We start from the raw sequence: 23,161 nt of genomic DNA on the forward strand, positions 1-23,161 counted from the left end.
CTTCCTTTTAAATTTTTATCATTTTATTCATAGTAACAAGCACTTATTCAAAGTGCGATATTCGCAGATATAAAAAAACCGCAGCCGAGACTGCGGTTTTTTATCACCTAAATAGCATTAAGGCATTTCATCAAATTCAGCACCTTCTTTCTCCACTTGTGGAGGCATCAAGTGCTCTTTGGTGATACCCAGTTTCAATGCCAAGGCCGATGCAACATAAATAGATGAGTATGTACCGACTGTAATACCCATTAATAATGCAGCCGCAAAGCCATGGATCATCGCGCCACCTTGAGTAAACAACGCGATAACAACAAATAAGGTTGTTCCCGAAGTAATCAAAGTACGGCTTAAGGTTTGGGTGATTGAGCTGTTCATAATGTCAGCGGGTTCACCTTTGCGCATCTTGCGGAAGTTCTCACGAATTCGGTCAAAGACAACGATGGTATCGTTGAGTGAGTAACCAACAACCGTGAGTAGCGCCGCGACAATCGTCAAATCGACTTCAATCTGCATTAATGAGAATACGCCTAACGTAATGATCACGTCGTGCGCCAAAGCCAACACAGCCCCAGCAGCTAAACGCCACTCAAAACGCATCGAAACATAAATCAAAATACAGATTAAAGAGACCAGAATCGCGAGGCCGCCCGCTTCTGTTAACTCATCTCCGACATTCGGCCCTACAAACTCGATACGACGCATCTCAACGTCTTTACCTGTTCCTTGGTGAATTGCCGTAATGATTTGGTTACCCAGAGTTTCCCCTGACACATCTTCACGTGGGCGCATACGGACCATAACGTCACGCGCAGAGCCAAAGTTTTGTACCGTTGCATCGCCAAAGCCTTCAACTTCTAGCGCACTACGAATATCTTCAAGCTGAGCAGGTTGGTCAAAGCGCACTTCAATCAGAGTACCACCTGTAAAATCCAACCCCCAGTTCAACCACTTCGTGGAAAGGGTAAAGATCGACGCGGCAATCATCAGGATTGAGAAGAAGAAGGCAAACTTAGACCAACGCATAAAGTCGATCATTTTGCCCGGTTTTAGAATCTGAAACATAATAAATTCCTAGCCTTAGATCGACAGTTTATCGACGCGCTTGCCGCCATACATCAAGTTCACCACACAACGGGTGCCGATAATAGCGGTAAACATGGATGTAAGAATACCGATAGACAGAGTCACGGCGAAGCCTTTGATCGCACCAGTGCCCACAGCAAATAGAATGATTGCCGTGATTAATGTGGTGATATTGGCATCCGCAATGGTACTAAAGGCGTTCGCATAACCTTGATGAATCGCTTGTTGTGGGTTGCGTCCATCACGAAGCTCTTCACGAATCCGCTCAAAGATCAGCACGTTAGCATCCACCGCCATACCGACGGTCAAAACAATACCGGCAATACCTGGTAGCGTCATCGTCGCGCCGGGAATCATCGACATCACACCAATAATCAACACTAAGTTCGCGACCAGTGCCATATTGGCAATCAAACCAAATTTACGGTAGTACAGCAGCGTAAACAGCATAACTGCGACCATGCCCCAAACACACGCTTGAATACCCATATCAATGTTTTGCTGACCCATTGAAGGACCAATAGTACGCTCTTCAACAATCGAGATAGGCGCAATCAATGCACCCGCGCGTAGCAGCAAGGCTAAGTTATGCGCTTCAGCAACAGAATCGATACCCGTGATGCGGAAGTTGCGTCCCAGCGCCGATTGAATCGTGGCTTGGTTGATCACTTCTTCATGCTTAGTAAGAATGACTTTACCTTCTTTGGTACGCTTGCCACTGTCTTTGTACTCAGCAAATACGGTTGCCATAAGCTTGCCAATGTTCTTTTTAGAGAACGCTGACATCTTGCTACCACCTTCGCTATCGAGCGAGATGTTCACTTGTGGGCGACCATATTCATCGGTACTGGAGCTAGCATCGGTAATGCTTGAACCACCAAGAATCACGCGTTTTTTCAGCACAACAGGGCGCCCATCGCGATCTTGCTTGATTTCACTACCGGCTGGCGCTCGGCCACTGGCAGCCGCAGACAGATCCGCTTTGGAATCGACTTCACGGAACTCAAGCGTTGCGGTCGCACCCAAAATTTCTTTCGCGCGCGCCGTGTCTTGAACACCAGGCAGCTCAACCACAATACGGCTCGCACCTTGACGCTGAACCAATGGCTCAGCGACACCAAGCTCGTTAACACGGTTACGTAAAATCGTAATGTTTTGCTCAACGGCGTAGTTACGGATTTCTTGCAGACGCTCTTCAGTAAAGTTGGCGACTAATGCCGCACGTCCACCAGCGCTGGATTCAACAAACGTCATATCGCGGTGTTTATCGACCAGAATGTCTTTGGCTTGCTCCATTTGTTCACGATTGCGCAGAACAATTTCAACCGCATCAGAGCCAGACGGACGAATGGCACGATAGCGAATACGTTCATCACGCAATTCAGAACGAAACGCTTCTTCTTGCTGACTAACCAATTTTTCCATCGCAGCATCCATGTCCACTTCCATCAAGAAATGTACACCACCACGAAGGTCAAGACCCAGCTTCATCGGCGCGGCGCCGACAGATTCAAGCCAGTTAGGAGTAGAAGGCGCTAAGTTTAAAGCAACAATTGTATCTTGGCCCAGTGCTTCGCTGATGACGTCACGCGCACTGATTTGAGTGTCTGTATCGTTAAAGCGGACAAGAATCGATCCATTTTCGAGAGCAATGGATTTATGAGAAAGGCTCTTTTCATCAAGAGCTTGGGTGACAGCATCCAGCGTTGACATATCTACAGAGGCGCCACGCGCCCCTGTAACTTGAATAGCCGGATCTTCACCGTATAGATTTGGAAGTGCATAAAGTGCAGCAATGGCGATGGCAAACACCACCATCAAATACTTCCACAATGGATAACGGTTTAGCACAGCGAGGATCCTCTAGCTGTTTTATAGAGATTTAAGTGTACCTTTAGGCAGCACGGCAGTAACAAAATCTTTCTTAACGACGATTTCATTATTTGGGTTTAGCTCAATGCTTAGGTAGTCATTGTCTTCTGCAATTTTAGTGATTTTACCCACTAAGCCACCCGTAGTAAGCACTTCATCACCTTTAGCCATTGAAGCCATTAGGTTTTTATGCTCTTTAACGCGTTTTGCTTGAGGACGGTAAATCATGAAGTAGAAGATCACAGCGAACATCGCCAACATGATCAACATTTCAAAACCACCACCAGGTGCAGCACCCTCAGCCGCTGCATGAGCTTGAGAAATAAACATTAAAACATCCTCTATTATTTATTGATAATCCAACAAGTTGGGGAGAAGCACGTTGCTTTCAATCGTCAGTGTATCGATTAGAGATCGAACTCTCAAAAATAACGTGCTATCGATTAATTATTTGCCAAGAGGTGGCACTTCACGGCCACGACGAGCATAAAATTCAGTCACAAATTCATCGAAACGGTCTTCATCAATCGCTTGACGAATGCCTTCCATCACGCGTTGGTAGTAACGCAGGTTATGGATGGTATTCAAGCGCGCGCCAAGAATTTCATTACAACGATCCAAATGATGAAGATACGACTTCGAATAATTCTGGCAAGTGTAACAGTCACAGTGCGGATCCAGAGGCGAAGTATCGGTTTTATGTGTCGCATTACGGATCTTGATCACACCCCCTGTCACAAACAGATGGCCATTACGCGCATTACGGGTTGGCATCACACAATCAAACATGTCAATACCACGGCGCACCCCTTCAACCAGATCTTCTGGTTTGCCCACGCCCATAAGGTAACGCGGCTTATCTTCAGGAAGCTGAGGACAAGTATGTTCAAGAATGCGGTGCATGTCTTCTTTGGGTTCACCGACAGCCAGTCCGCCGACTGCGTAACCGTCAAAGTCTATTTCAGTTAGGCCTTTTACCGAAATATCACGTAAATCTTCGTATACGCCACCTTGAACTATTCCGAACAAGTTATTTGGGTTTTCCAGTTTGTCGAAATGATCACGTGAGCGTTGTGCCCAGCGCAAAGACATCTCCATCGATTTCTTTGCTTCATCATGAGTGGCTGGATACGGCGTACACTCATCAAAAATCATCACGATGTCAGAGCCTAAATCTTTTTGGATTTCCATCGATTTCTCGGCATCCATAAAGATTTTGTCACCATTGACTGGATTACGGAAATGCACACCTTCTTCAGTGATCTTACGAATATCACCGAGACTAAAAACTTGGAAACCGCCCGAGTCCGTCAAGATAGGACCTTGCCAATTCATAAAATCATGCAAGTCGCCGTGCATTTTCATCACTTCTTGACCAGGACGCAGCCAAAGGTGGAAGGTATTTCCCAAAAGAATTTCAGCACCAGTGCCTTTGACTTCTTCTGGTGTCATGCCTTTCACCGTACCGTAAGTACCAACAGGCATAAACGCTGGCGTTTGCACTGTGCCGCGTTCAAACTTTAACTGGCCGCGACGTGCATTGCCGTCTTTTTTATTCAATGTAAATTGTAACTTCACGAAGCCTCCGTGTCAGAGAAACAGTCTGACAGTCTATTTAGTGGGTAGTGAGCCCATGAAGAGCGGTCGCCAATTCCATGCGAAAAAAGGAGTGTCCTTTTTCTAGCCTACTGCTAGCACTCGATATCTCTGCGCGTTAACGCTGACTAAGCAGCTGTCGTCTGCTTATTAATAAACATCGCATCACCATAACTAAAGAAGCGATATTGTTGCTCCACGGCATGATGGTAAGCCGCCATGGTGTGATCATAGCCAGCAAATGCACTGACCAACATAATCAAAGTTGATTCGGGCAAATGAAAATTGGTAATTAAACAATCAACCAATTGGTATTCATAACCGGGGTAAATAAAGATTTCGGTATCGTCAAAAAAGGGTTGTAAATCGGCCCCTTGTTGCTTCGCATGTTGCGCCGCACTTTCTAAAGAACGCACGGATGTCGTCCCCACAGCGATAATGCGCCCACCGCGTGCTTTTGTCGCGTGAATAGCGTCCACCACCTCTTGTGAGACTTCAACATATTCAGCATGCATGTGATGGTCGTTAATGTTCTCAACGCGTACCGGTTGGAAAGTGCCCGCACCCACGTGTAGCGTCACGTAAGCAAATTCGACACCTTTGGCTTTGATTTGTTCAAGTAAGGCATCATCAAAATGCAATCCGGCAGTCGGGGCGGCTACAGCACCTGGTTTTTGGTTGTATACCGTTTGATAGCGCTCTTTATCTGCATCTTCATCAGGACGGTCGATATAAGGCGGAAGCGGCATGTGACCAACTTCATTGAGAATATCTAATACTGCTTTATCACTGGTAAATCGCAGTTCAAATAGCGCATCGTGACGAGCCACCATTTGCGCTTCATATTCATCATTTTCGCCAAGCAGAATCATCGAGCCTGGTTTAGGGGATTTTGAACATCGAACGTGCGCCAAAATCGAATGCTCATCAAGCATACGCTCGACCAGCACTTCCAATTTTCCGCCTGAAGCTTTACGGCCAAACAAACGCGCTGGGATCACTCGCGTGTTGTTAAATACCATTAAGTCACCCGGCTGAACTTGATTCAATACGTCTTTGAAGGTGCCATCCGTGAGCGCCCCGGTGTTGCCATCAAGCTGTAATAATCGACTCGCGGTTCTTTCAGGTTGCGGGTAGCGGGCTATGAGCTCATCAGGGAGATCAAAATGAAAATCGGATACTTGCATGGTATTCATCTTGTTTGGTTACAACGGATTGGCTTTTCTTCACATGAAGGGCCGTGGTTTCGCGATGCTTTTCGCAGCCGACTAGTATAGGCACGCCGCATACAATAGCAAGAATCGGCCACAGATTTATTGTAAGCGAAAGGAAAATTGACCCACCTCAATCAAGGCGGGTTTATCCATATCATTGCCCGTAAAAACGAACTAAGTCCCAACTTTGCTCGGTGTGCGAGGCTATATTAAGAATAAATAAAAACATAAAGAAGCACAGGAGTCTGCCATGATCAAAATTGAAGACATGATGACCCGTCATCCACACACGCTCTTGCGGTCAAACACCCTTGAAGATGCCAAAGCAAGTATGAATAAGCTCGATATTCGCCACATTCCGATTATTGATGCCGATAAAAAACTGCTCGGCATCGTCACCCATCGTGACGTTCTTGCCGCTCAAGAATCTAGCCTGCATAAGGTGCCAAATAATCAAGAGTACACATTAAGTACGCCCCTTGGTGATGTCATGCGTTCAAAAATCATGACCGTCACGCCACGTGCAGGGTTAAAAGAGAGTGCGCTGTATATGCAAAAGCATAAAATTGGCTGCTTACCCGTCGTCGAGCATGGTGAGTTAGTCGGCATCATTACAGACAGTGACTTTGTCGCTATTGCGATTAATTTATTGGAATTACAGGAAGAAGTGGAACCTGAAGAAAATATTTCCGATTTCTAACCCCAAGGCTGCCACCACTGTAGCAGCCTTCCTCTTTATCTGGCAGAAATACCATCAGCGGCTGTCAGGTATGCCTGATCTTGCCATCAGAAACCACGCTAATCCGACCAGTTTTACCTCACAACAAAAACCATTAAATTTCAATAGCTTAAAATACTTTAAATTTAAGGTCATTTTGGTGAACCCGCGCTAGCAGGATAATATTCGGTCATACATTTCATCACCGAGATATTTTGTCACGATGCTAAATAAAATTTCGAAAGTTTCGTATAAGCTCTATCTAATTTTGGGGGTCACTACGTTAGTCACCTTACTGATCGTAGCGATTTCATGGATGGGTATTCGCTCAATCCAAAGTGGTTTTGATCAATTTCGTCAGATTAACCGCAACGCATTAACGGCAACCGATGTTCAAGAAAGCTTACTGATGACTCGAACTCTTGCTCTGACCTTTCGCGCCACCCACTCTGAGCAAGATTATCAAGCGGCTCAGAACCAGTTAGCACAAACACACGAGCAACTTGCACAATTGATCCTCGAGACCAGCGAGCAGAACCTCAAACGTGTCTTTATCCAAGTGGAGCAAGATACCAACGCTTACAGTGATAATCTGACGCAAGTTGAAAATCTCATGACGCAACGTGATCAACTGGTGAATCAGCAGCTCAGATTAACCGAGGGCATGAAACAAACGTTGATCGATTTTAAAAACAGCGCAGAGGCTTCAGATAGCGTTCAGATCAGTAAGGTCATTGCGACAGAAATGCACTTTAACCAAGCTATCCAGCAACTCACCAATTACCTGCTGGATAATAGTGAGGTCAACTTCACGACTTTTAATGCGCAAATCGCTACGCTCAACGCCGCGCCTTTACCCTCTGACCGCCGCAACAGTGTGCAAACTCGTCTTAAACAACAATTTGAACATGACTTAGAAACGCTGGAATCAATCACCGAACAGATTCATAACACCATCATCCAGCGCAACAAAATTTGGAATATCGAGCTAGCAAAGCTTGGCCGCTCAATTAGCGACCAGTTGCAACAAATTAAATCCGATGCCTTTCATACTCAAGCAACCCTAGCCAACCATGTCGAGTCCGTGGCCGATAAAGCTCTTACGACGGTGCTCTTGGCTTGGCTTATCTCCATGCCGATGATTTTGGTTTTGTGCCACTTGATCACCAAAAGCCTGACCAAGCCGATTTCTCAGGCGAAAGCCAAAATCGAAAATATGGCACGTGGCCACTTTGTGCAAACCGCACTTCGCGGAGGGCAATGATGAAGTTGCCGCGATGCAGGTATCACTGGAACAAATGGAGAAAAAGTTTTTTGAGACCATTCAAGAGATCACTCAATGCAGTGACCTGCTAGCGTCTGCTTCTGAAGAGCTTTCCTCAATTAATGGTGAGGTATTGCGTGGCGCGCTCAATCAGCAACAAGAGACGGATCAAGTTGCGACAGCAATGAACGAGATGTCTGCGGCCATTAGTGAGGTCGCACAAGGTGCAAACAACGCATCACGCGAAGCCGAGGCCGCGACTTCTCAAGCCGACAACGGAAACCATGTCATGCACAATGCAATGACGAAAGTCAGCTCATTGGCATCACAAATGGGCGAGCTGAGCACCGAAATCTCGACCCTAAAATCCGGGACCGAGGAAGTGGGCAATGTTATGAGTGTGATTCAAAAGATTGCAGAACAAACCAACTTATTAGCACTTAACGCCGCGATTGAAGCCGCGCGAGCTGGTGAGCAAGGACGTGGCTTTGCGGTTGTTGCTGATGAAGTGCGTCAGTTAGCACAGCAAACACAAAAGGCCGTTGAGCAGATCGAAGGTCAAATCGCAACGCTTCAACACAATACGGCGCAAGTGGTGGAATCCATTGATGCCAGCCAACTGATTTTGCAGCAAACCGTCGAACAAGCCGAATCCGCCAAATCCTCCTTTGAGGTCATTACTCACAGTGTAACGGAAACCAACAACCTCAACACCCAAATTGCAGCTGCTACCGAAGAACAAAGCGCAACGGCAGAAATGATCAGCGAAAGTATTACCAGTGTGCGAGATAACGTCGACCAAACCGTGAACATGATCAATGACAGCAATCAGGCGTCAGAAGAGCTCGCCAAAATGGCAACATCACTGTCTGATATGACGAGTTTCTTTAACTTAGACGTTGCTAAAAACACCAATTAAAAATAAATCAGAGAAGAGGAATGAATCATTAAGGCCTCTTCTCTATATCACTCATCGTGGATTACAACGTTCAAAATTTTAATAACGAGAATTTTATGACTGCACTTACTGTGCTTATTTTAGATGACCAGCCAATCACTCTAAATATGGTCAGCCTAATACTTAAAAAAAACAACGTCACTGACATTTACTGTTGTCACCAAGCAACACAGGCTTTAGATATTATAAAGAACAATCATATTGACCTTGTTCTGAGCGATCTCATTATGCCGAATATGGACGGCATTGAATTTATAAACAACTTAGCCCGATTAGATTACCAAGGGCAAATTGCGATTATGAGCAGTGCGAAAAGTGATATTGTTTCGGTGGCCAATCATTTATGCAAACTACTCCATATAAAAACCGATTACGCGGTAAAAAAACCGATTAGCCAACAGCAAATAGAAGACATTATTTTCGATATGCGAGCTAAAAAGCAGAAAAAAATAGACAGTGATACACTTCTTCCTTCACTCACGATTAAAGATCTTTTGTTTGGTCTAAAAAATAGACAAATCTCTACTTACTACCAACCTCAAGTGAGTTTTGATAATAGAGAAATCATTGGTGTCGAGGCACTTGCTCGCTGGAATCATCCGGAGCATGGTCTTATTTATCCGAATATTTTTATTCCTATGATTGAAGCTCATCATTTAGAAAAAGAGCTCTTTGATGTTGTACTTGATCAAATACTGCGTGACATTAGCCTTGGGTTAATCACATACAATGTTTCCGTGAACTTAACTCAAATTGATTTAGAAGATCCAGACTTCACTGACAAATTAATAAAAATTTGTAAATTTTATAATGTAGAACATTCCAAATTAACATTGGAATTGTCTGAACATGGTATTTACAGTGATTCTGTTGATCTAGTAACTAATATCTCTCGATTAAGGCTAAATAACTTTGGTATCTCTATCGATGATTTTGGCATCGGTAAAACCTCGTATTTTCAATTGTCTAAAATCCCGGTTACTGAAATAAAAATAGATCGTAGTTTTATTAGTGACTGCTTTAACGATGAGACGAGTAAGTCAATCGTTAAGTCTATTTGCATGTTATCCAAAGACCTTAATGTAAAGCTTGTGGCTGAAGGTGTAGAAGATGAAGTCACTTGGAACCTAGTCAAAGACTATGGCGTTGATATCTGCCAAGGCTACTTTACTGGAAAGCCAATGCCGCTTGAGAAAATACAAGAAATTTCATATTAAGGATATACGATGAAAACGATCATCACATCCATTGTAAAAGGAATACTAATCGCGATTATTTTATACTCATCGCTTTCATACCTATTTATAAAAAATATCTTAAAACAAGAAACATCAAAGTATAATGAGATCATAAGTACTATTGAAATTTATAAGCAAAAGATTGTGTCTCTGGCTTTGCTCAGCGAATCAGAGACATCAAGACCTGTCTTTGCAAAGAGAAATAACCCTAGCAATAGAAAGATATATAAGAAGTCACTTTATAATGAAGAGTTAACCGATCAAGAAGACATCATTGTCGAACTGATGCAACTTGCTCAACATTATACGCCGAGACTTTTTTCATCGAGTTATACTTTTATTTATTACCGTTCTTATGAAGGTAAAAGTTATTTATTAAACCGAGAAGTCAAAGACTTTCCTATTTCTGAGTCTTTATTTAACCACGAACGTTGTGATACACATGAAACTTGCTCAATTTATGCGAATAATGACCAATTAGAAGACCGTGTTATCGTTTCGCCTGTTTATAGAGACCTCTTAACAAACAAACGAATCATATCAATATCCTCTCCTGTCTACGCTTTTAATTCAGAAACCATTTTAGGAGATTTTGTTGTCGATATTACCCTTCCAGAGTCATTTGCAGATAAGCATCGTTTTTTTTACGTATCGAGATAATAACTATAAATACAATATTATAGAAACGGAAAAGTGGAAGTTTGAAAATTATTTTTACTCGATTGAACGGTTTATTGATAATAAGACTAAGTTTATCTATAAAATATCATTAAGCAGCCTACTTATTAAAAACTCGTGGTTACTATTGGTCTTTATCATTCTCTTTTCTATCATATTTTGGAAATGGGATGAATCAAAGTTTCACAAAAGTAAGTTTTATGCCGCTGAAAAAACCTCTAGCCATGACGAACTCACCGACCTTTATAATCGTAAGATTTTTAGGGATCATGACTTCCTCACTCGCGTAGCATCAGAAGGTGCAAGTATTATTGCCATCGATGGTAATCGTATCAAAAAAATCAACGATACCTATGGGCACGCGACTGGAGACAAAGCGATCAAGCTCATTGCTGAAAAAATGAAGCTGACATTTCGCAAAACCGATTACCTGATTCGTTGTGGTGGTGACGAATTTATCGCGGTATTGCCTGGCTGTAATTTACAGAAAGCCAGTAATTTAACGGAAGAGCTAAGATATCAAATCGCCACTCAACCAATTACCAAAAAAGACGATATTAGAGTGACAATTAGCGCGGGGATTGTCTCAAAAAGTAACTATGAAAATATTCAAGAAGCGATAGTCCGTGCAGACGAAGTGTTATATCAAGATAAACTCAACCATAGGCACAGTGATCGGCCGGAATAAACCAAGCCCCCATTCTCGGGGGCTAAGTAAATGTTGATTTAAAACTGGTCCTCTTCTGTTGACCCCGTTAATGCCGTCACTGATGATTGCCCGCCCTGAATGGTGTTGGTCATCTTATCAAAATAACCGGTTCCCACTTCTTGCTGATGCGCCACGAAGGTATACCCTTGCTCCGCCGCCTCAAACTCAGGACGCTGCACTTTCTCTACATAATGGCGCATTCCTTCCCCTTGAGCATAAGCGTGCGCAAGGTCAAACATGTTGAACCACATATTGTGAATACCCGCCAAGGTAATGAATTGATATTTATACCCCATGTCAGACAATTCCTGCTGGAATTTAGCAATGGTGTCGGCATCAAGGTTTTTCTCCCAGTTGAAAGATGGGGAACAGTTATAAGCCAACAACTGATCCGGATACTGTGCATGAATCGCCTCAGCAAATTTACGCGCTTCTTCCAAACAAGGTTTCGCTGTTTCACACCATACGAGGTCAGCATAAGGTGCATACGCCAAGCCACGAGCAATCGCTTGGTCAATACCAGCACGCACACGATAGAAGCCTTCGCTGGTGCGCTCTCCGACAATAAAATCTTTGTCATACGGATCGCAATCCGATGTTAATAGGTCCGCTGCATTCGCATCAGTGCGCGCAATCACTAATGTGGTCGTGCCCGCGACATCTGCCGCTAAGCGCGCCGCCACCAACTTTTGTACCGCCTCTTGGGTAGGAACCAATACTTTTCCTCCCATATGGCCACACTTTTTCACCGATGCGAGTTGGTCTTCAAAGTGAACCCCAGCCGCACCGGCCTCAATCATCGATTTCATTAACTCATAGGCATTCAGTACGCCCCCAAATCCCGCTTCAGCGTCGGCAACAATCGGTAAAAAATAATCAACACCGTTTTCATCTTGTGGTGTTACGCCTGAAGACCATTGAATTTGGTCAGCGCGGCGAAAGGCATTATTAATACGCTTTACTACTGAAGGGACAGAATCAACAGGGTACAATGATTGATCTGGATACATGGTTGATGCGGTATTGTTATCCGCTGCCACTTGCCAACCTGATAAATAAATCGCTTCGATGCCAGCCTTAGCTTGCTGGACGGCCTGCCCACCAGTGAGTGCACCGAGGCAGTTTACATACCCTTTTGTTGCTTGGCCGTTAACCAAGGACCAAAGCTTATCAGCCCCTCGCTGAGCAAGGGTGTTGGCAGGAATGACCGAACCACGTAGTGCAACAACTTCTTCTGCACTGTATGGTCGTTTAACCTGTTTCCAGCGTGGATTAGTGGCCCAGTCTTTCTCTAAAGCTTCAATTTGTTGGCGGCGAGTTAATGTCATGGTCTTTCCCTCTTATAGATTCGCGCAAGCGCGGTCGATTCTTATGAGGCTGTACTTCCCTATCAGCCTTAAATAGTTCACGTTATTGGTTGTTGGGTGGAACGGGTTAGTTACTCCAAATAGTCGTAACCAGGTAGTGTTAAAAAGTCGCATAAGTCGTCACTAGTCGTCAGTTGGCTCATCAGTGCAGCCGCTTGGTCAAATCGGCCTTGATCAAAACGTTCCTCTCCTAGCTCCTGCTTCACGACTTCAATTTCCTGCTGTAGATAGCGTTCAAACAGTGATTTAGTCACCACTTCGCCGTTATCCAGCGTCTTTTGGTGTTGAATCCATTGCCAAATAGAGGCTCTTGAGATCTCTGCAGTCGCAGCATCTTCCATCAATCCATAGATAGGCACACAGCCATTACCCGAAATCCACGCCTCAATATATTGCAAAGCAACACGGATGTTATGTCTCATACCAGCTTCGGTCCTTTCACCGTCGCACGCTTCCAGCAGCTGGCTCGGCTCTATGGGTGAATCCTCTTCTCGCATCACATCCAACTGATTTTTTCGGTCACCAAGGACTTCATCAAACACGGCCTTAGCGGTATCGGCTAAGCCAGGATGAGCAACCCAAGTGCCATCATGTCCATTGGTGGCTTCAAGTAATTTGTCATGATGTATTTTGTCGAGTACTTGCTGGTTTTGTTGTGGATCTTTGGCAGGAATAAACGCAGCCATGCCTCCCATGGCAAAAGCACCACGGCGATGACACGTTTTGATTAACAATCGGGAATAAGCGCTGAGAAAAGGTTTCTCCATGGTCACCACTTGTCGATCGGGCAACACACGATCAGGATGATTTTTTAACGTTTTGATATAGCTAAAAATATAATCCCAACGTCCACAATTTAAGCCAACGATATGCTCTTTGAGAGCAAACAGAATTTCATCCATTTCAAATACTGCTGGGAGCGTTTCTATCAATACTGTGGCTTTAATTGTGCCGACATCTAAACCAAAATATTCCTCGGTTAAGTGGAAAACGTCACTCCACCATTGTGCCTCTCGATGAGACTGGAGTTTTGGCAGATAAAAATAAGGTCCAGAGCCTTTTTTAAGCAGCGAATCATAGTTGTTAATAAAATACAGCGCAAAATCAAACAGTGAGCCAGGAATCTCATAGCCTTCAAAGGTGACATGCTTTTCTTTTAGATGTAGGCCTCTAACTCGGCAAATGAGCACCGCAGGATCAGAACGGAGTTGATAGCGCTTCCCGGATTGAGGATTGGTGTATTCGATAGTGCCATTGATCGCATCACGTAAATTAATCTGCCCATCTAACACTTGGGCCCAGCCTGGCGACATCGAATCTTCAAAATCCGCCATAAAGACTTTAACGTTCGCATTCAGTGCATTGATCACCATTTTTCGGTCGGTTGGCCCCGTAATTTCGACGCGTCGGTCTTGCAGGTCGTGAGGAATACTTTGGATTTTCCAACTTCCTTCGCGTATTTCACGCGTATGTTCAAGAAAATGAGGCAGTTGACCACGGTCTATTCTCTGCTGAAAAACGTCACGTTCGGCCATCAATGCTTCAAGGCTAGGGATAAACCGCCCACACAAATGCGCCAAGAAAGTTTGCGCCTCAGTAGAAAAAATACCTTGTTGCTGTGGAGAGATCGGCGCATTGATTTTCAGTTTATTCAGCGCGTTCATTGGTGGTGTTTCATACAATGGGGTGACGGTTTCTTTTAAAGGGGCAAGCATAGTCTCATCCTTGATCAGGTTATTTTGATTAGGCTCATCACCGACAATTACATTTGTAACTATAAAACTACTTATCTCGCTAAAAACATAATGTCGACCAGACCAAAACATATAATTTATTGGTAGTTCTTCACTCTTCTCGACAAAGACCAAAATGTTCAAAAAGTGTTTAATTAACTTATAACAACAAGCCAAATCATGAAATGGGCAAGACTTAAAAACAGAAAATTCAAAGTTTTATTCGGTCAGTGGTGAGTGGATAATGCTCACCCCAAAGATGTAATGATTTACGTAATAAAATTACAGTAAAATTGGATGAGTAAAATAGATTGTTTGAGCTGTGATTCACAGAGGAATGGACATTCACCCCATATATGACGGGGCTTAAAACCAAAAAAGCCTACGCAAAATACGCAGGCTTTGGTTCCCTATTGTAAAATTGACAGTGTGAAGTTTCATAATTTAATGAAACCTTCACTCGAATTTTTTGTGTAAAATTTTACAAGTTAAAAAACACCAACAGAATAAAAAACCATAAATACAATAAAATAAAACACTAACCAGCATAAAAAACTAGTATCATTACTTATAAAATTCACAATAGCTCGACGACAAGCTCTGAAAGCCGTTCAAACGTACTGATTTTTGATGAACTTGGGCGCCAAACGAGACCAATATTTCGATAAGCCTTATGCCCTGGCGGATCCACCACTACCAAGTTTTGATTGTCGAGCAAACCATGATCGATCGCCATTTGCGGAATAAATGTGGTTCCCAAACCATTGGCAACCATTTGCACCAGAGTGTGTAGGCTGGTTGCGGTAAATGGATTGATCTTTTCTTTCCCCGTGAGTTCGCATGCAGAAACTGCGTGATCGGTTAAACAATGCTCTCTTTCCAACAAAAAAACAGATTCATCAGGTAAGTCATCATATTTAATGGGTACACGGATATGATTGGCTTGATCACGGCTTATGATCATCCTAAATGGATCTCTCCCAACAATTTGACTCTGCATCCCCTCGATATCGACAGGCAAAGCCAAGATCAAGACATCTAGCTCACCATGCTTAAGCGCGTCGAGAAGATTGGTGGTCGTATCTTCTCGTAACAGGAGATGAAGTTTAGGAAAACGCATATTCACTTCTTGAACCATATCCCCCAACAAAAAGGGAGCAATGGTCGGAATACAGCCGACTTTCAATTGACCGCTCATATGACTTTCTTGGCAAACTCGACCAAGCTCAACGATGTCTTGCCCTTTGGCAAGTAGCTCTCGCCCTTGTTGGACCACAAGTTCGCCAGCATGAGTGAAAACCAACGGGCTTTTTTTGTCTAATTTTTCATACAAGGGGCAACCAATCAGCGCTTCGAGATTTTGAATTCCCTTACTTAGGGTTGATTGACTGACGTAACAACGACTGGCGGCTTCACTAAAATGTCGCGTTTCATATAGGGTCACAAGATAATGTAACTGCTTCAAACTTGGCCATTTATTCATAGTATTTGTTCTTTCTGAGCATTAAATTGATGCGTCTTTATACTTAGTTCTTTTATCGCTTTTTTCGATTAGCTTAATCTATTTATTTCGCTTTTTTCTATACTACAGTCTGTACTATAGTTTGTCCCGTACAACACGAACTGAGCTCTCCATATAGGATTTTGAGCTCGGGAATTTATTATTGATTTAGGAGCAATAAAAAATGGTACTAGTAGGTCGTCAAGCCCCTGATTTTACCTCTGGAGCTGTTCTTGGTAACGGTGAAATCGTAGATAACTTCAATCTGAAAGAGTTTACTAAAGGTAAGAAAGCAGTTGTATTCTTCTACCCACTAGACTTCACATTCGTTTGCCCATCAGAAATCATTGCATTCGATCAACGTCTAGAAGATTTCCAAGCGAAAGGCGCGGAAGTTATCGGCGTATCAATTGACTCTGTTTTCTCTCACAACGCATGGCGTAACACTGCTGTTGAAAACGGCGGTATCGGTCAAGTGAAATACCCACTGGTTGCAGATACTACTCACGATATCGTAAAAGCGTACGACGTGGTTGATCCAAACGGCCCTGGCATTGCACTACGTGGTTCTTTCCTAATCGACGAAGACGGTGTTGTTCGTCACCAAGTGATCAACGATGGTCCTCTTGGTCGTAACATCGACGAAATGCTACGCATGGTTGACGCTCTAAACTTCCACCAAAAACACGGTGAAGTTTGTCCAGCGCAATGGGAAGAAGGTAAAGCAGGTATGCAAGCATCTCCAGACGGTGTTGCAGCATTCCTATCTGAACACTCTTCAGACCTAGCGAAAAAATAATCGACTTTCAGCCTCGCTCAACAGGCAATGGTTGGTTAATGAATTAAAGTAATAGCGTAATAAACGCAGCGCCAATCAGTGAAAGTGAAGTCACAAAGCCCAAGACTTAGGTCTTGGGCTTTTTTATCACCAGTGACTCAAATCTTTTCTTAATAGAAAAATATATCTTTAAAAAGACAAACGGTATCGTCTTACGGACTTTATCTTGATTTGCTCTTTTCTCGCTAAGACAGTGTCATTATGATGACTCTCAACCAACACATTAACTGCACTTTGCGGTCATTGAACATTTTAGATGGAGATAGACTATGGCTTACTTTTCTTTAGCCTTTGGTAGCGCAACAAAAAACCGCGACGGAAAAATCATTGAAGCATTTTTTCCAAACCCGCTTCTTAACCCAAGTGATGAATTGGTAAAAGCTGTCGCAGCTATTTCAGGTTACGAACAAGGTAACCAAGCAATTGAAATCTCCGCCGCTCAAAGTGCTGAACTGGCCACGGCATTTGAAGCAAATGGCGATACCCAAAATGCATCATTTGCGAACAAAGCGGCACAATCAACTCAGTCTTTAGTCGTTGTTATTCTTGCAACGGATGAACAGCCACAAAGTGTTGCAGAAGGTTTCTTAAAACTGCAGTTGATTTCTAATCGCTTAGCTAAACCACACACCATCGTACTTGATGGTATCTTTGGCTTGCTACACAACATCGCTTGGACCAATGAAGGCCCTATCGATTTGCCTGAACTTGCGGAGCGTCAAATTGAAGCACGTCTAGCTGGCCGTGCGCTAAGCGTAGATTGCGTCGATAAATTCCCTAAAATGGTCGACTACGTAGTACCAACGGGTGTACGTATCGCTGATACGTCACGTGTACGTCTTGGTGCTCACGTCGGTGAAGGCACCACCGTTATGCATGAAGGTTTCATCAACTTCAATGCTGGCACAACTGGCGTTAGCATGGTTGAAGGCCGTATCTCAGCAGGTGTACTGGTTGGTAACGGTTCAGATATCGGTGGCGGCGCATCAATCATGGGTACGCTTTCTGGCGGTGGTAAAGTCGTGATCTCAATTGGTGAAAACTCACTACTTGGCGCAAACGCTGGTTTAGGTTTCCCTCTTGGTGATCGTTGTACTGTTGAATCAGGTTTGTACGTAACGGCAGGCACGAAAGTGCGCATGTTAGATTCTGATGGCCACGAAGTAGAAGTCGTTAAAGCTCGCGACCTCGCCGGTGTGTCTGACCTTCTATTCCGTCGCAACTCAGTCACTGGACAGATTGAATGCCTTGCCAACAAGACAGCAGTGGAACTCAATAGCGAATTGCACAGCAATAACTAATACTTTATATCCCGTACAAAGCCTCGCCAATGCGAGGCTTTTTTTATAACCAAATCCCCCCACACTCTCTTTCTTTTTATTACAAAAACGATTACTTTGAGTAAAAAATAAGGAGCACGGAATGACGACTTACATCTTTGGCTATGGAAGCCTCATGAACTCTGCATCACGCCAACTCACAGGGCAAACTTCTCCTGCTATTCCAGCCAATGTCAAAGGCCTTGTTCGCTATTGGAGCAAGATTGATGACTCCTACGTTTTATCTCCGCTTATTGTGAACCAAGGCGATGGGCAAGTTAACGGTGTGTTGCTTGCGATTGAACAAGCGGCGTTAAGTGATTTTGATACAAGGGAGCGTGGCTACCATCGATTGCGGGTTTCTCCTAACGATATCGAATGTGAATTTGCTTTAAATGAAAGCGATGATATTTGGGTCTATGTGAAAGAGACACCTGAGCCGCCATGCAATCTCGTCCCTATCATGCAAACTTACGTTGATACTGTCTTAGCAGGATGCCTCGAGATCTCTGATGCGTTTGCCAAACAGTTTGTAGAACAAACCATCGGCTGGCACTTTCCACGAGAAAATGATCGCCACTCCCCAAAATATGGCAATTTTGCTGGTGTTAATGAAATTCACCAAAGCCAAGTGGATGCGTTGTTGCAACAACTCAAATAGTGACAGCACTCAAAAGTCAATAACACGCCAAGCAGCGTTGTCTTCATTCAACTAAACTTTAGTAACAGAGTATGTACGGATGAAGACATTGACGGAATATTGGACACTTCAAATATTCGACCAATCCCTTCCAATAAAGCCTTCCTAATACGTCAAGCGATAAAATCGTTGCAATATTTCAGCTGTAACAAACCTGTGAAATAGTCCAAGTAACAATTAGTAAAACACTCCGTTTGCAGTTATCGCAAACTCTGCCTAACTTAGGTTCAAACTTCTTATCGAACGATGTATATGCTCTCAATATTTAAAATATTTTTTGCGCTTGGATGGGTTAGCTTTGGTGGGCCTGCGGCGCATATCGGCTACTTTCGACGAACATTTGTCGAGCAGAAGCAATGGCTCTCTGATGATGAGTACGCACAGCTGGTCGCGTTAAGTCAATTTCTTCCTGGGCCAGGCTCAAGCCAAGTTGGTTTTGCCATTGGCTATCACAAAGGTGGGCTTTCTGGCGCCATAAGCGCATTTTTAGGCTTTACACTACCTTCTGTTCTACTGATGCTACTGCTTGCGATTATCAGTCATCAGTTTATCGATACCCCCTTGTTTGACTGTATTATTCACGGGCTAAAACTGCTTGCTGTGGTAGTGGTTGCTGATGCGATATGGGGTATGTATCGAAGCTTTTGTACCACCACAACTAAAGTGACATTGTGCATTAGTACAGCGGTGGCCATTCTTATTTTTCCTTCAATGCTGACCCAAATGGCATTACTCGCCGCGACGGCTTTGATCGGATTCCTGACCCGAGACAAACATCACGCAAAGCCTCATCAGCGCTTTACTCCAAACTATTGGCCTCTGATTCTGTTTATTGGACTGCTTATCGTTCCACCCCTTTTCAACTCCGTCTCATCGACTATTCCTATCTTCAATGCTTTTTTCCAAGCGGGCAGTTTAGTGTTTGGAGGGGGGCATGTGGTCGTTCCGCTACTACAAAACATTGTGGGTGACCAACTACAACCGGATATGTTTATTACCGGATACGCCGCAGCCCAAGCAGTCCCAGGGCCAATGTTTAGCTTAGCAACCTTTTTAGGCTATCAGCTTTCTAATGAAGCCCCATTACTCGGTGCCGCCGTGGCAACGGTTGCCGTATTTTTACCTGGATTTCTTCTGCTACTTGTAGTGCTAAAAAAATGGACGACGCTTTCTGAATATCCAGCTGTAGCCGGAGCTCTCAGCGGTGTAAACGCAGCCGTCGTTGGACTGCTTATCGCTGCGCTCTATCAGCCAATATTCTCCAGCTCAGTCCTCTCTCCTATTGATATGGCTTTAATACTCATTGGATGGTTTTTATTGAAAGTATTGAAGCTGCCCATTTTGGCATTAGTCGCCTTTTTTATTATTAGCGGTGTCGTTCAATACTTAGTTATTTAACAAAAAGAGAGCGATAAGCTCTCTTTTTCCCTTTAATTTTCACCCTTTTCTTCTTTGACCAAAGCCAAAGCTCGTTCAAGGTTTTCATTCGCCACTTTATAATAGTTTGGCTTCATATTGATGGCCTGTTGTAAATAAGGTATTGCTTTATCTGGCTTGCCTTGGATCATAAGAATATATCCAACATTATTTAATGCCTCCGGCGTTTCCATTTTTTGCTGAAAAACGCTTAACCCCCTGCGCACCTCACCTTTCGCAAGATATATCAGAGCAAGGTTATTTAAAGCCTTGTCATTCTCAGGCTGCTTTTCTAGTGAAGCCAAAGTAAAACGCTGCGCAGTGGTGTAATCACCCGACATATAATAAGAGTATCCTAAATTCATTAACGTCTTAGCAGAGCTGCCATCCACCATAAGCGCTTTACTGTACCAAGCCTGAGCAAGATCATGCTGCTCTCTTACATCCGCTAACACTCCTAGAGCCATCAAAGCCTCTTCTGGGGATTGATTATCGACTAATAAAGCTTGTATCAACTTGTTGTCTATTTTTTTGTCTTTATTTACTCTCAACTGGCTACTTAGTCGGGCCTGATCAGCATTAACCGCTCTGAGTAAGTAACTTTCTCCAAGTTCGATACTTCCCGACTTGCTATATTCAACACCTAACTTAGTCAAAGAAGGAATATGGTTTGGGTTACTTTTTACTGCCATTAAATACGCTTTTTCAGCCAATAAATTATTGTTTCTAGACTGATGAATTCGACCTATATTGTATAAAGTCTTATCCTGAAAACGGGCCTCTTCAAACGAGAGCGAGCGAATATATTCATAAAGAGCCAAATCAAGGTTGTTATTCGTTAAGGCGATATCACCACGAGTAATCGCCTCTTTTTCACTCAAAGGCGGAACATCAGTAGATAACGTCTCTATGGGCCTACCATCATAAAGTGTTGTATCAAATTTATCCCTTTTAGGATTACTATTTGAGCATCCCAAAACTAGGAAAAAACTAGTCAGCATTGTAGTGAAAATTTTCAACTTCATAAGTCTATCCTATTTTCCAAAAGCATCAGCTAGCATCAGTAGAGAGGGGCCTATTGCAACGATAAAAAAACAAGGCCAAATAAATATCAACATCGGAAATATCATTTTTGTTGGTATTTTTGCTGCCAGCTCTTCTATTTCTTGGTTTCGTTTATCTCTATAATCTTCAGTGTATTCACGTAAGCTCTGAGATAAACTCCCGCCAATTCTGGAGGCATGAGAAAGCATCGTCACTAAACCAGAGATTTCTACAACGCCTGTTCTTTCTATCAAGTCATTAAATGCATCAGAAATATCAACACCCGCTTTTATCTTGGCGCAAACAGTATCCAGCTCATCAGCAAAGTCGGGGTGAGAGAGGGCTAATTCATCAGCAACTCGTCTTAATGCTGCATTAAATCCAAGACCTGACTCGGTACAAACCACCAACAAGTCGAGTGCATCCGGAACCCCACCTCTTAATCGAAATTTCCTTTTTTTTACCATGTTATGCAAAATAATATTGGGAACAAAGGTACCAGCAGCAATTGAGGTACACATGATAAACCAAAGCATGTTGTCCAAATTTGGATAAATAAAATAAATGCCTGCGGCAACTCCGAACCCAAGCGCCAATGAACTGCCTTTTAAAGCATAGAAAGTCGTCAATGCACTTGCATCATGAAACCCAGCATGCATGAGTTGGTGACGAACACTTTCTCTTTCTTTTAAACTCTTTGGTGTCATTACTGGCGCCAAAGACTCTAATGTATTTTCAAATCTATGTGTTTTTTTTCCTGAAGGTAAACCTTGTGTACTTTTTATTTGCTCTAGTTTTACCTTTAATGGCGATCTTTTTCCTACGACAAGTAAAACAACTGTAATTACGATTAATATCGTAGAAATAAGCAACATGATTAAAAAGATCATTTGAGAACTGACTTGAAATCCAGAAATAAAACTCAACATACTCTCCATGTTACACCTCGAAATTAATGATATTTCGAATCCATAACGATCCTAGGAACAAACATATTAAACCAAACCCAACCATATTCATTCCATTCGTGGTTGAATACAAAGGTTCAACATAGTTTGAATTCGTAAACCAAAGCATTACAAATAATCCAAATGGAGAAAGCACCAGAATCCAAGCAGATAAACGACTTTCCGCAGAAATAGTTTTGATTTTCCGTTGTAGTTTAAATCTAGCTCTTAATAAATGAGATACTTTTTCCAAGTTTTCAGATAAGTTTCCACCCGTTTCTTTTTGTAATAAAACTGCACTAGAAAATGCCAGCATAGAGACTGTCGGCGTTCTTTCTGCCATCTGCATAATAGCTAAGCGCATATCGTAACCGTAATTTAATAGATTAAAGGTATTTTTGAACTCAACACCAATCGGATCGGGCATTTCATTGCCAACTTCATTAAATGTTTGAGTTATGGGTTGTCCAGCTTGTAGCATTCTACGCATAATATCTAGGGCATCCGGTAGTTGCTCTTCGAAAAGCGAAAGACGCTTTGCGATCCTGCTTTGTAGATAAAAATGCAAACTAACCCAAGTAAAAATAAAGCTAGCTATTGATGTGTAAAACGGTTGATTAAAAAGAACAAATAAAATGGAAGAAGAAAAAGCAATTATGCTCGTAACAGCTAATGTTTGACTTAAAGCCCAGTCTAATCCGGAGAGCTCTATATTTTTTTAAGTACAGAAAACCATTTAAAGGCAACAAGTTTTCGATCCAAAGGTGACAAGTTTTTCAAGTATTGTTCATTAAGAATAGAGCGTGCTTCCTCATCAAGACTATTCTGAGTTTCTTTCAAGCGTTCAGATAGCTGCTTGTGTTTCGCTTTGCTACCAGCGGCAGGAAGAATCAATGCCTGAGAAATAAATACAACCGCAAAAAATAATAAAACAAAAAACAGTGTGGCATCTTGCGGCATAAT

General features: G+C 43.0%; 20 protein-coding genes and 1 pseudogene. 10 read left to right on the forward strand and 11 right to left on the reverse strand.

Annotated features, from left to right (window positions below; genetic code table 11):
* Positions 1-117 precede the first annotated feature (117 nt).
* From secF to queA, 5 genes are all read right to left on the reverse strand, one after another.
* A complete protein-coding gene (gene secF / locus ACFFUV_RS09075; RefSeq protein ID WP_390191404.1) occupies positions 118-1,065 on the reverse strand; it encodes a protein translocase subunit SecF in 948 nt (315 codons plus the stop codon).
* A gap of 15 nt (positions 1,066-1,080) precedes the next feature.
* Positions 1,081-2,937: a protein translocase subunit SecD gene (gene secD / locus ACFFUV_RS09080; protein ID WP_390191406.1), complete on the reverse strand. Its 1,857-nt coding sequence runs from the start codon at positions 2,935-2,937 to the stop codon at positions 1,081-1,083.
* Between the two features lie 21 nt (positions 2,938-2,958).
* Positions 2,959-3,288 (reverse strand): preprotein translocase subunit YajC, encoded by a 330-nt coding sequence (gene yajC, locus ACFFUV_RS09085; protein WP_390191407.1) that lies wholly within the window; start codon positions 3,286-3,288, stop codon positions 2,959-2,961.
* Between the two features lie 117 nt (positions 3,289-3,405).
* Positions 3,406-4,536: a tRNA guanosine(34) transglycosylase Tgt gene (gene tgt, locus ACFFUV_RS09090; protein WP_390191410.1), complete on the reverse strand. Its 1,131-nt coding sequence runs from the start codon at positions 4,534-4,536 to the stop codon at positions 3,406-3,408.
* A 146-nt stretch (positions 4,537-4,682) separates the two neighbouring features.
* Positions 4,683-5,741 (reverse strand): tRNA preQ1(34) S-adenosylmethionine ribosyltransferase-isomerase QueA, encoded by a 1,059-nt coding sequence (gene queA, locus ACFFUV_RS09095; protein ID WP_390191413.1) that lies wholly within the window; start codon positions 5,739-5,741, stop codon positions 4,683-4,685.
* A gap of 277 nt (positions 5,742-6,018) precedes the next feature.
* On the opposite strand from queA, the gene ACFFUV_RS09100 reads away from it, so the two are divergent.
* The 6 genes from ACFFUV_RS09100 (at position 6,019) to ACFFUV_RS09125 (ending at position 11,312) form a co-directional block, all read left to right on the forward strand.
* Positions 6,019-6,468, forward strand: a complete 450-nt coding sequence (locus ACFFUV_RS09100) for a CBS domain-containing protein (RefSeq protein WP_390191416.1) — start codon at positions 6,019-6,021, stop codon at positions 6,466-6,468.
* A gap of 241 nt (positions 6,469-6,709) precedes the next feature.
* A complete protein-coding gene (locus tag ACFFUV_RS09105; protein ID WP_390191418.1) occupies positions 6,710-7,750 on the forward strand; it encodes a hypothetical protein in 1,041 nt (346 codons plus the stop codon).
* 13 nt (positions 7,751-7,763) lie between these two features.
* Complete coding sequence (locus tag ACFFUV_RS09110) at positions 7,764-8,669, forward strand: methyl-accepting chemotaxis protein (protein ID WP_390191421.1); 906 nt, start codon at positions 7,764-7,766, stop codon at positions 8,667-8,669.
* A 95-nt stretch (positions 8,670-8,764) separates the two neighbouring features.
* On the forward strand, positions 8,765-9,925 hold the full coding sequence (locus tag ACFFUV_RS09115) for an EAL domain-containing response regulator (protein ID WP_390191423.1): 1,161 nt from the start codon (positions 8,765-8,767) through the stop codon (positions 9,923-9,925).
* 9 nt (positions 9,926-9,934) lie between these two features.
* Positions 9,935-10,606 (forward strand): PDC sensor domain-containing protein, encoded by a 672-nt coding sequence (locus ACFFUV_RS09120; protein WP_390191426.1) that lies wholly within the window; start codon positions 9,935-9,937, stop codon positions 10,604-10,606.
* Entirely contained in the window at positions 10,542-11,312 is a 771-nt protein-coding gene (locus tag ACFFUV_RS09125) for a GGDEF domain-containing protein (RefSeq protein ID WP_390191427.1), read from the forward strand. Before ACFFUV_RS09120 ends, ACFFUV_RS09125 begins: the two co-directional genes overlap by 65 nt.
* A gap of 38 nt (positions 11,313-11,350) precedes the next feature.
* On the opposite strand, the gene aceA is transcribed toward ACFFUV_RS09125, so the two are convergent.
* The 3 genes from aceA to ACFFUV_RS09140 form a co-directional block, all read right to left on the reverse strand.
* Positions 11,351-12,661 (reverse strand): isocitrate lyase, encoded by a 1,311-nt coding sequence (gene aceA / locus ACFFUV_RS09130; RefSeq protein ID WP_390191429.1) that lies wholly within the window; start codon positions 12,659-12,661, stop codon positions 11,351-11,353.
* A 110-nt stretch (positions 12,662-12,771) separates the two neighbouring features.
* Positions 12,772-14,364: a malate synthase A gene (aceB, locus tag ACFFUV_RS09135; protein WP_390191923.1), complete on the reverse strand. Its 1,593-nt coding sequence runs from the start codon at positions 14,362-14,364 to the stop codon at positions 12,772-12,774.
* Positions 14,365-15,010: 646 nt separating this feature from the next.
* On the reverse strand, positions 15,011-15,916 hold the full coding sequence (locus tag ACFFUV_RS09140; protein ID WP_390191432.1) for a hydrogen peroxide-inducible genes activator: 906 nt from the start codon (positions 15,914-15,916) through the stop codon (positions 15,011-15,013).
* Between the two features lie 202 nt (positions 15,917-16,118).
* On the opposite strand from ACFFUV_RS09140, the gene ACFFUV_RS09145 reads away from it, so the two are divergent.
* From ACFFUV_RS09145 to chrA, 4 genes are all read left to right on the forward strand, one after another.
* Positions 16,119-16,733 (forward strand): peroxiredoxin, encoded by a 615-nt coding sequence (locus tag ACFFUV_RS09145; protein WP_390191434.1) that lies wholly within the window; start codon positions 16,119-16,121, stop codon positions 16,731-16,733.
* 308 nt (positions 16,734-17,041) lie between these two features.
* Positions 17,042-18,073 carry a 2,3,4,5-tetrahydropyridine-2,6-dicarboxylate N-succinyltransferase gene (gene dapD / locus ACFFUV_RS09150; protein ID WP_390191436.1) on the forward strand — a complete coding sequence of 344 codons (1,032 nt, stop codon included), beginning with the start codon at positions 17,042-17,044 and terminating at the stop codon, positions 18,071-18,073.
* Positions 18,074-18,194: 121 nt separating this feature from the next.
* On the forward strand, positions 18,195-18,752 hold the full coding sequence (locus tag ACFFUV_RS09155) for a gamma-glutamylcyclotransferase family protein (RefSeq protein WP_390191438.1): 558 nt from the start codon (positions 18,195-18,197) through the stop codon (positions 18,750-18,752).
* A 291-nt stretch (positions 18,753-19,043) separates the two neighbouring features.
* Entirely contained in the window at positions 19,044-20,189 is a 1,146-nt protein-coding gene (gene chrA / locus ACFFUV_RS09160) for a chromate efflux transporter (RefSeq protein WP_390191440.1), read from the forward strand.
* A 32-nt stretch (positions 20,190-20,221) separates the two neighbouring features.
* Here chrA and ACFFUV_RS09165 read toward each other — a convergent pair whose 3' ends face one another.
* From ACFFUV_RS09165 to ACFFUV_RS09175, 3 genes and pseudogenes are all read right to left on the reverse strand, one after another.
* Entirely contained in the window at positions 20,222-21,232 is a 1,011-nt protein-coding gene (locus ACFFUV_RS09165; RefSeq protein ID WP_390191441.1) for a tetratricopeptide repeat protein, read from the reverse strand.
* Between the two features lie 9 nt (positions 21,233-21,241).
* On the reverse strand, positions 21,242-22,189 hold the full coding sequence (locus ACFFUV_RS09170) for a type II secretion system F family protein (protein ID WP_390191443.1): 948 nt from the start codon (positions 22,187-22,189) through the stop codon (positions 21,242-21,244).
* Between the two features lies 1 nt (position 22,190).
* A pseudogene (locus ACFFUV_RS09175) lies at positions 22,191-23,158 on the reverse strand (type II secretion system F family protein).
* Between the last annotated feature and the right edge of the window lie 3 nt (positions 23,159-23,161).

Origin of the sequence: Vibrio olivae (genome assembly GCF_042428525.1) — a bacterium.
GTDB classification, from domain to species: Bacteria; Pseudomonadota; Gammaproteobacteria; order Enterobacterales; family Vibrionaceae; genus Vibrio; species Vibrio olivae.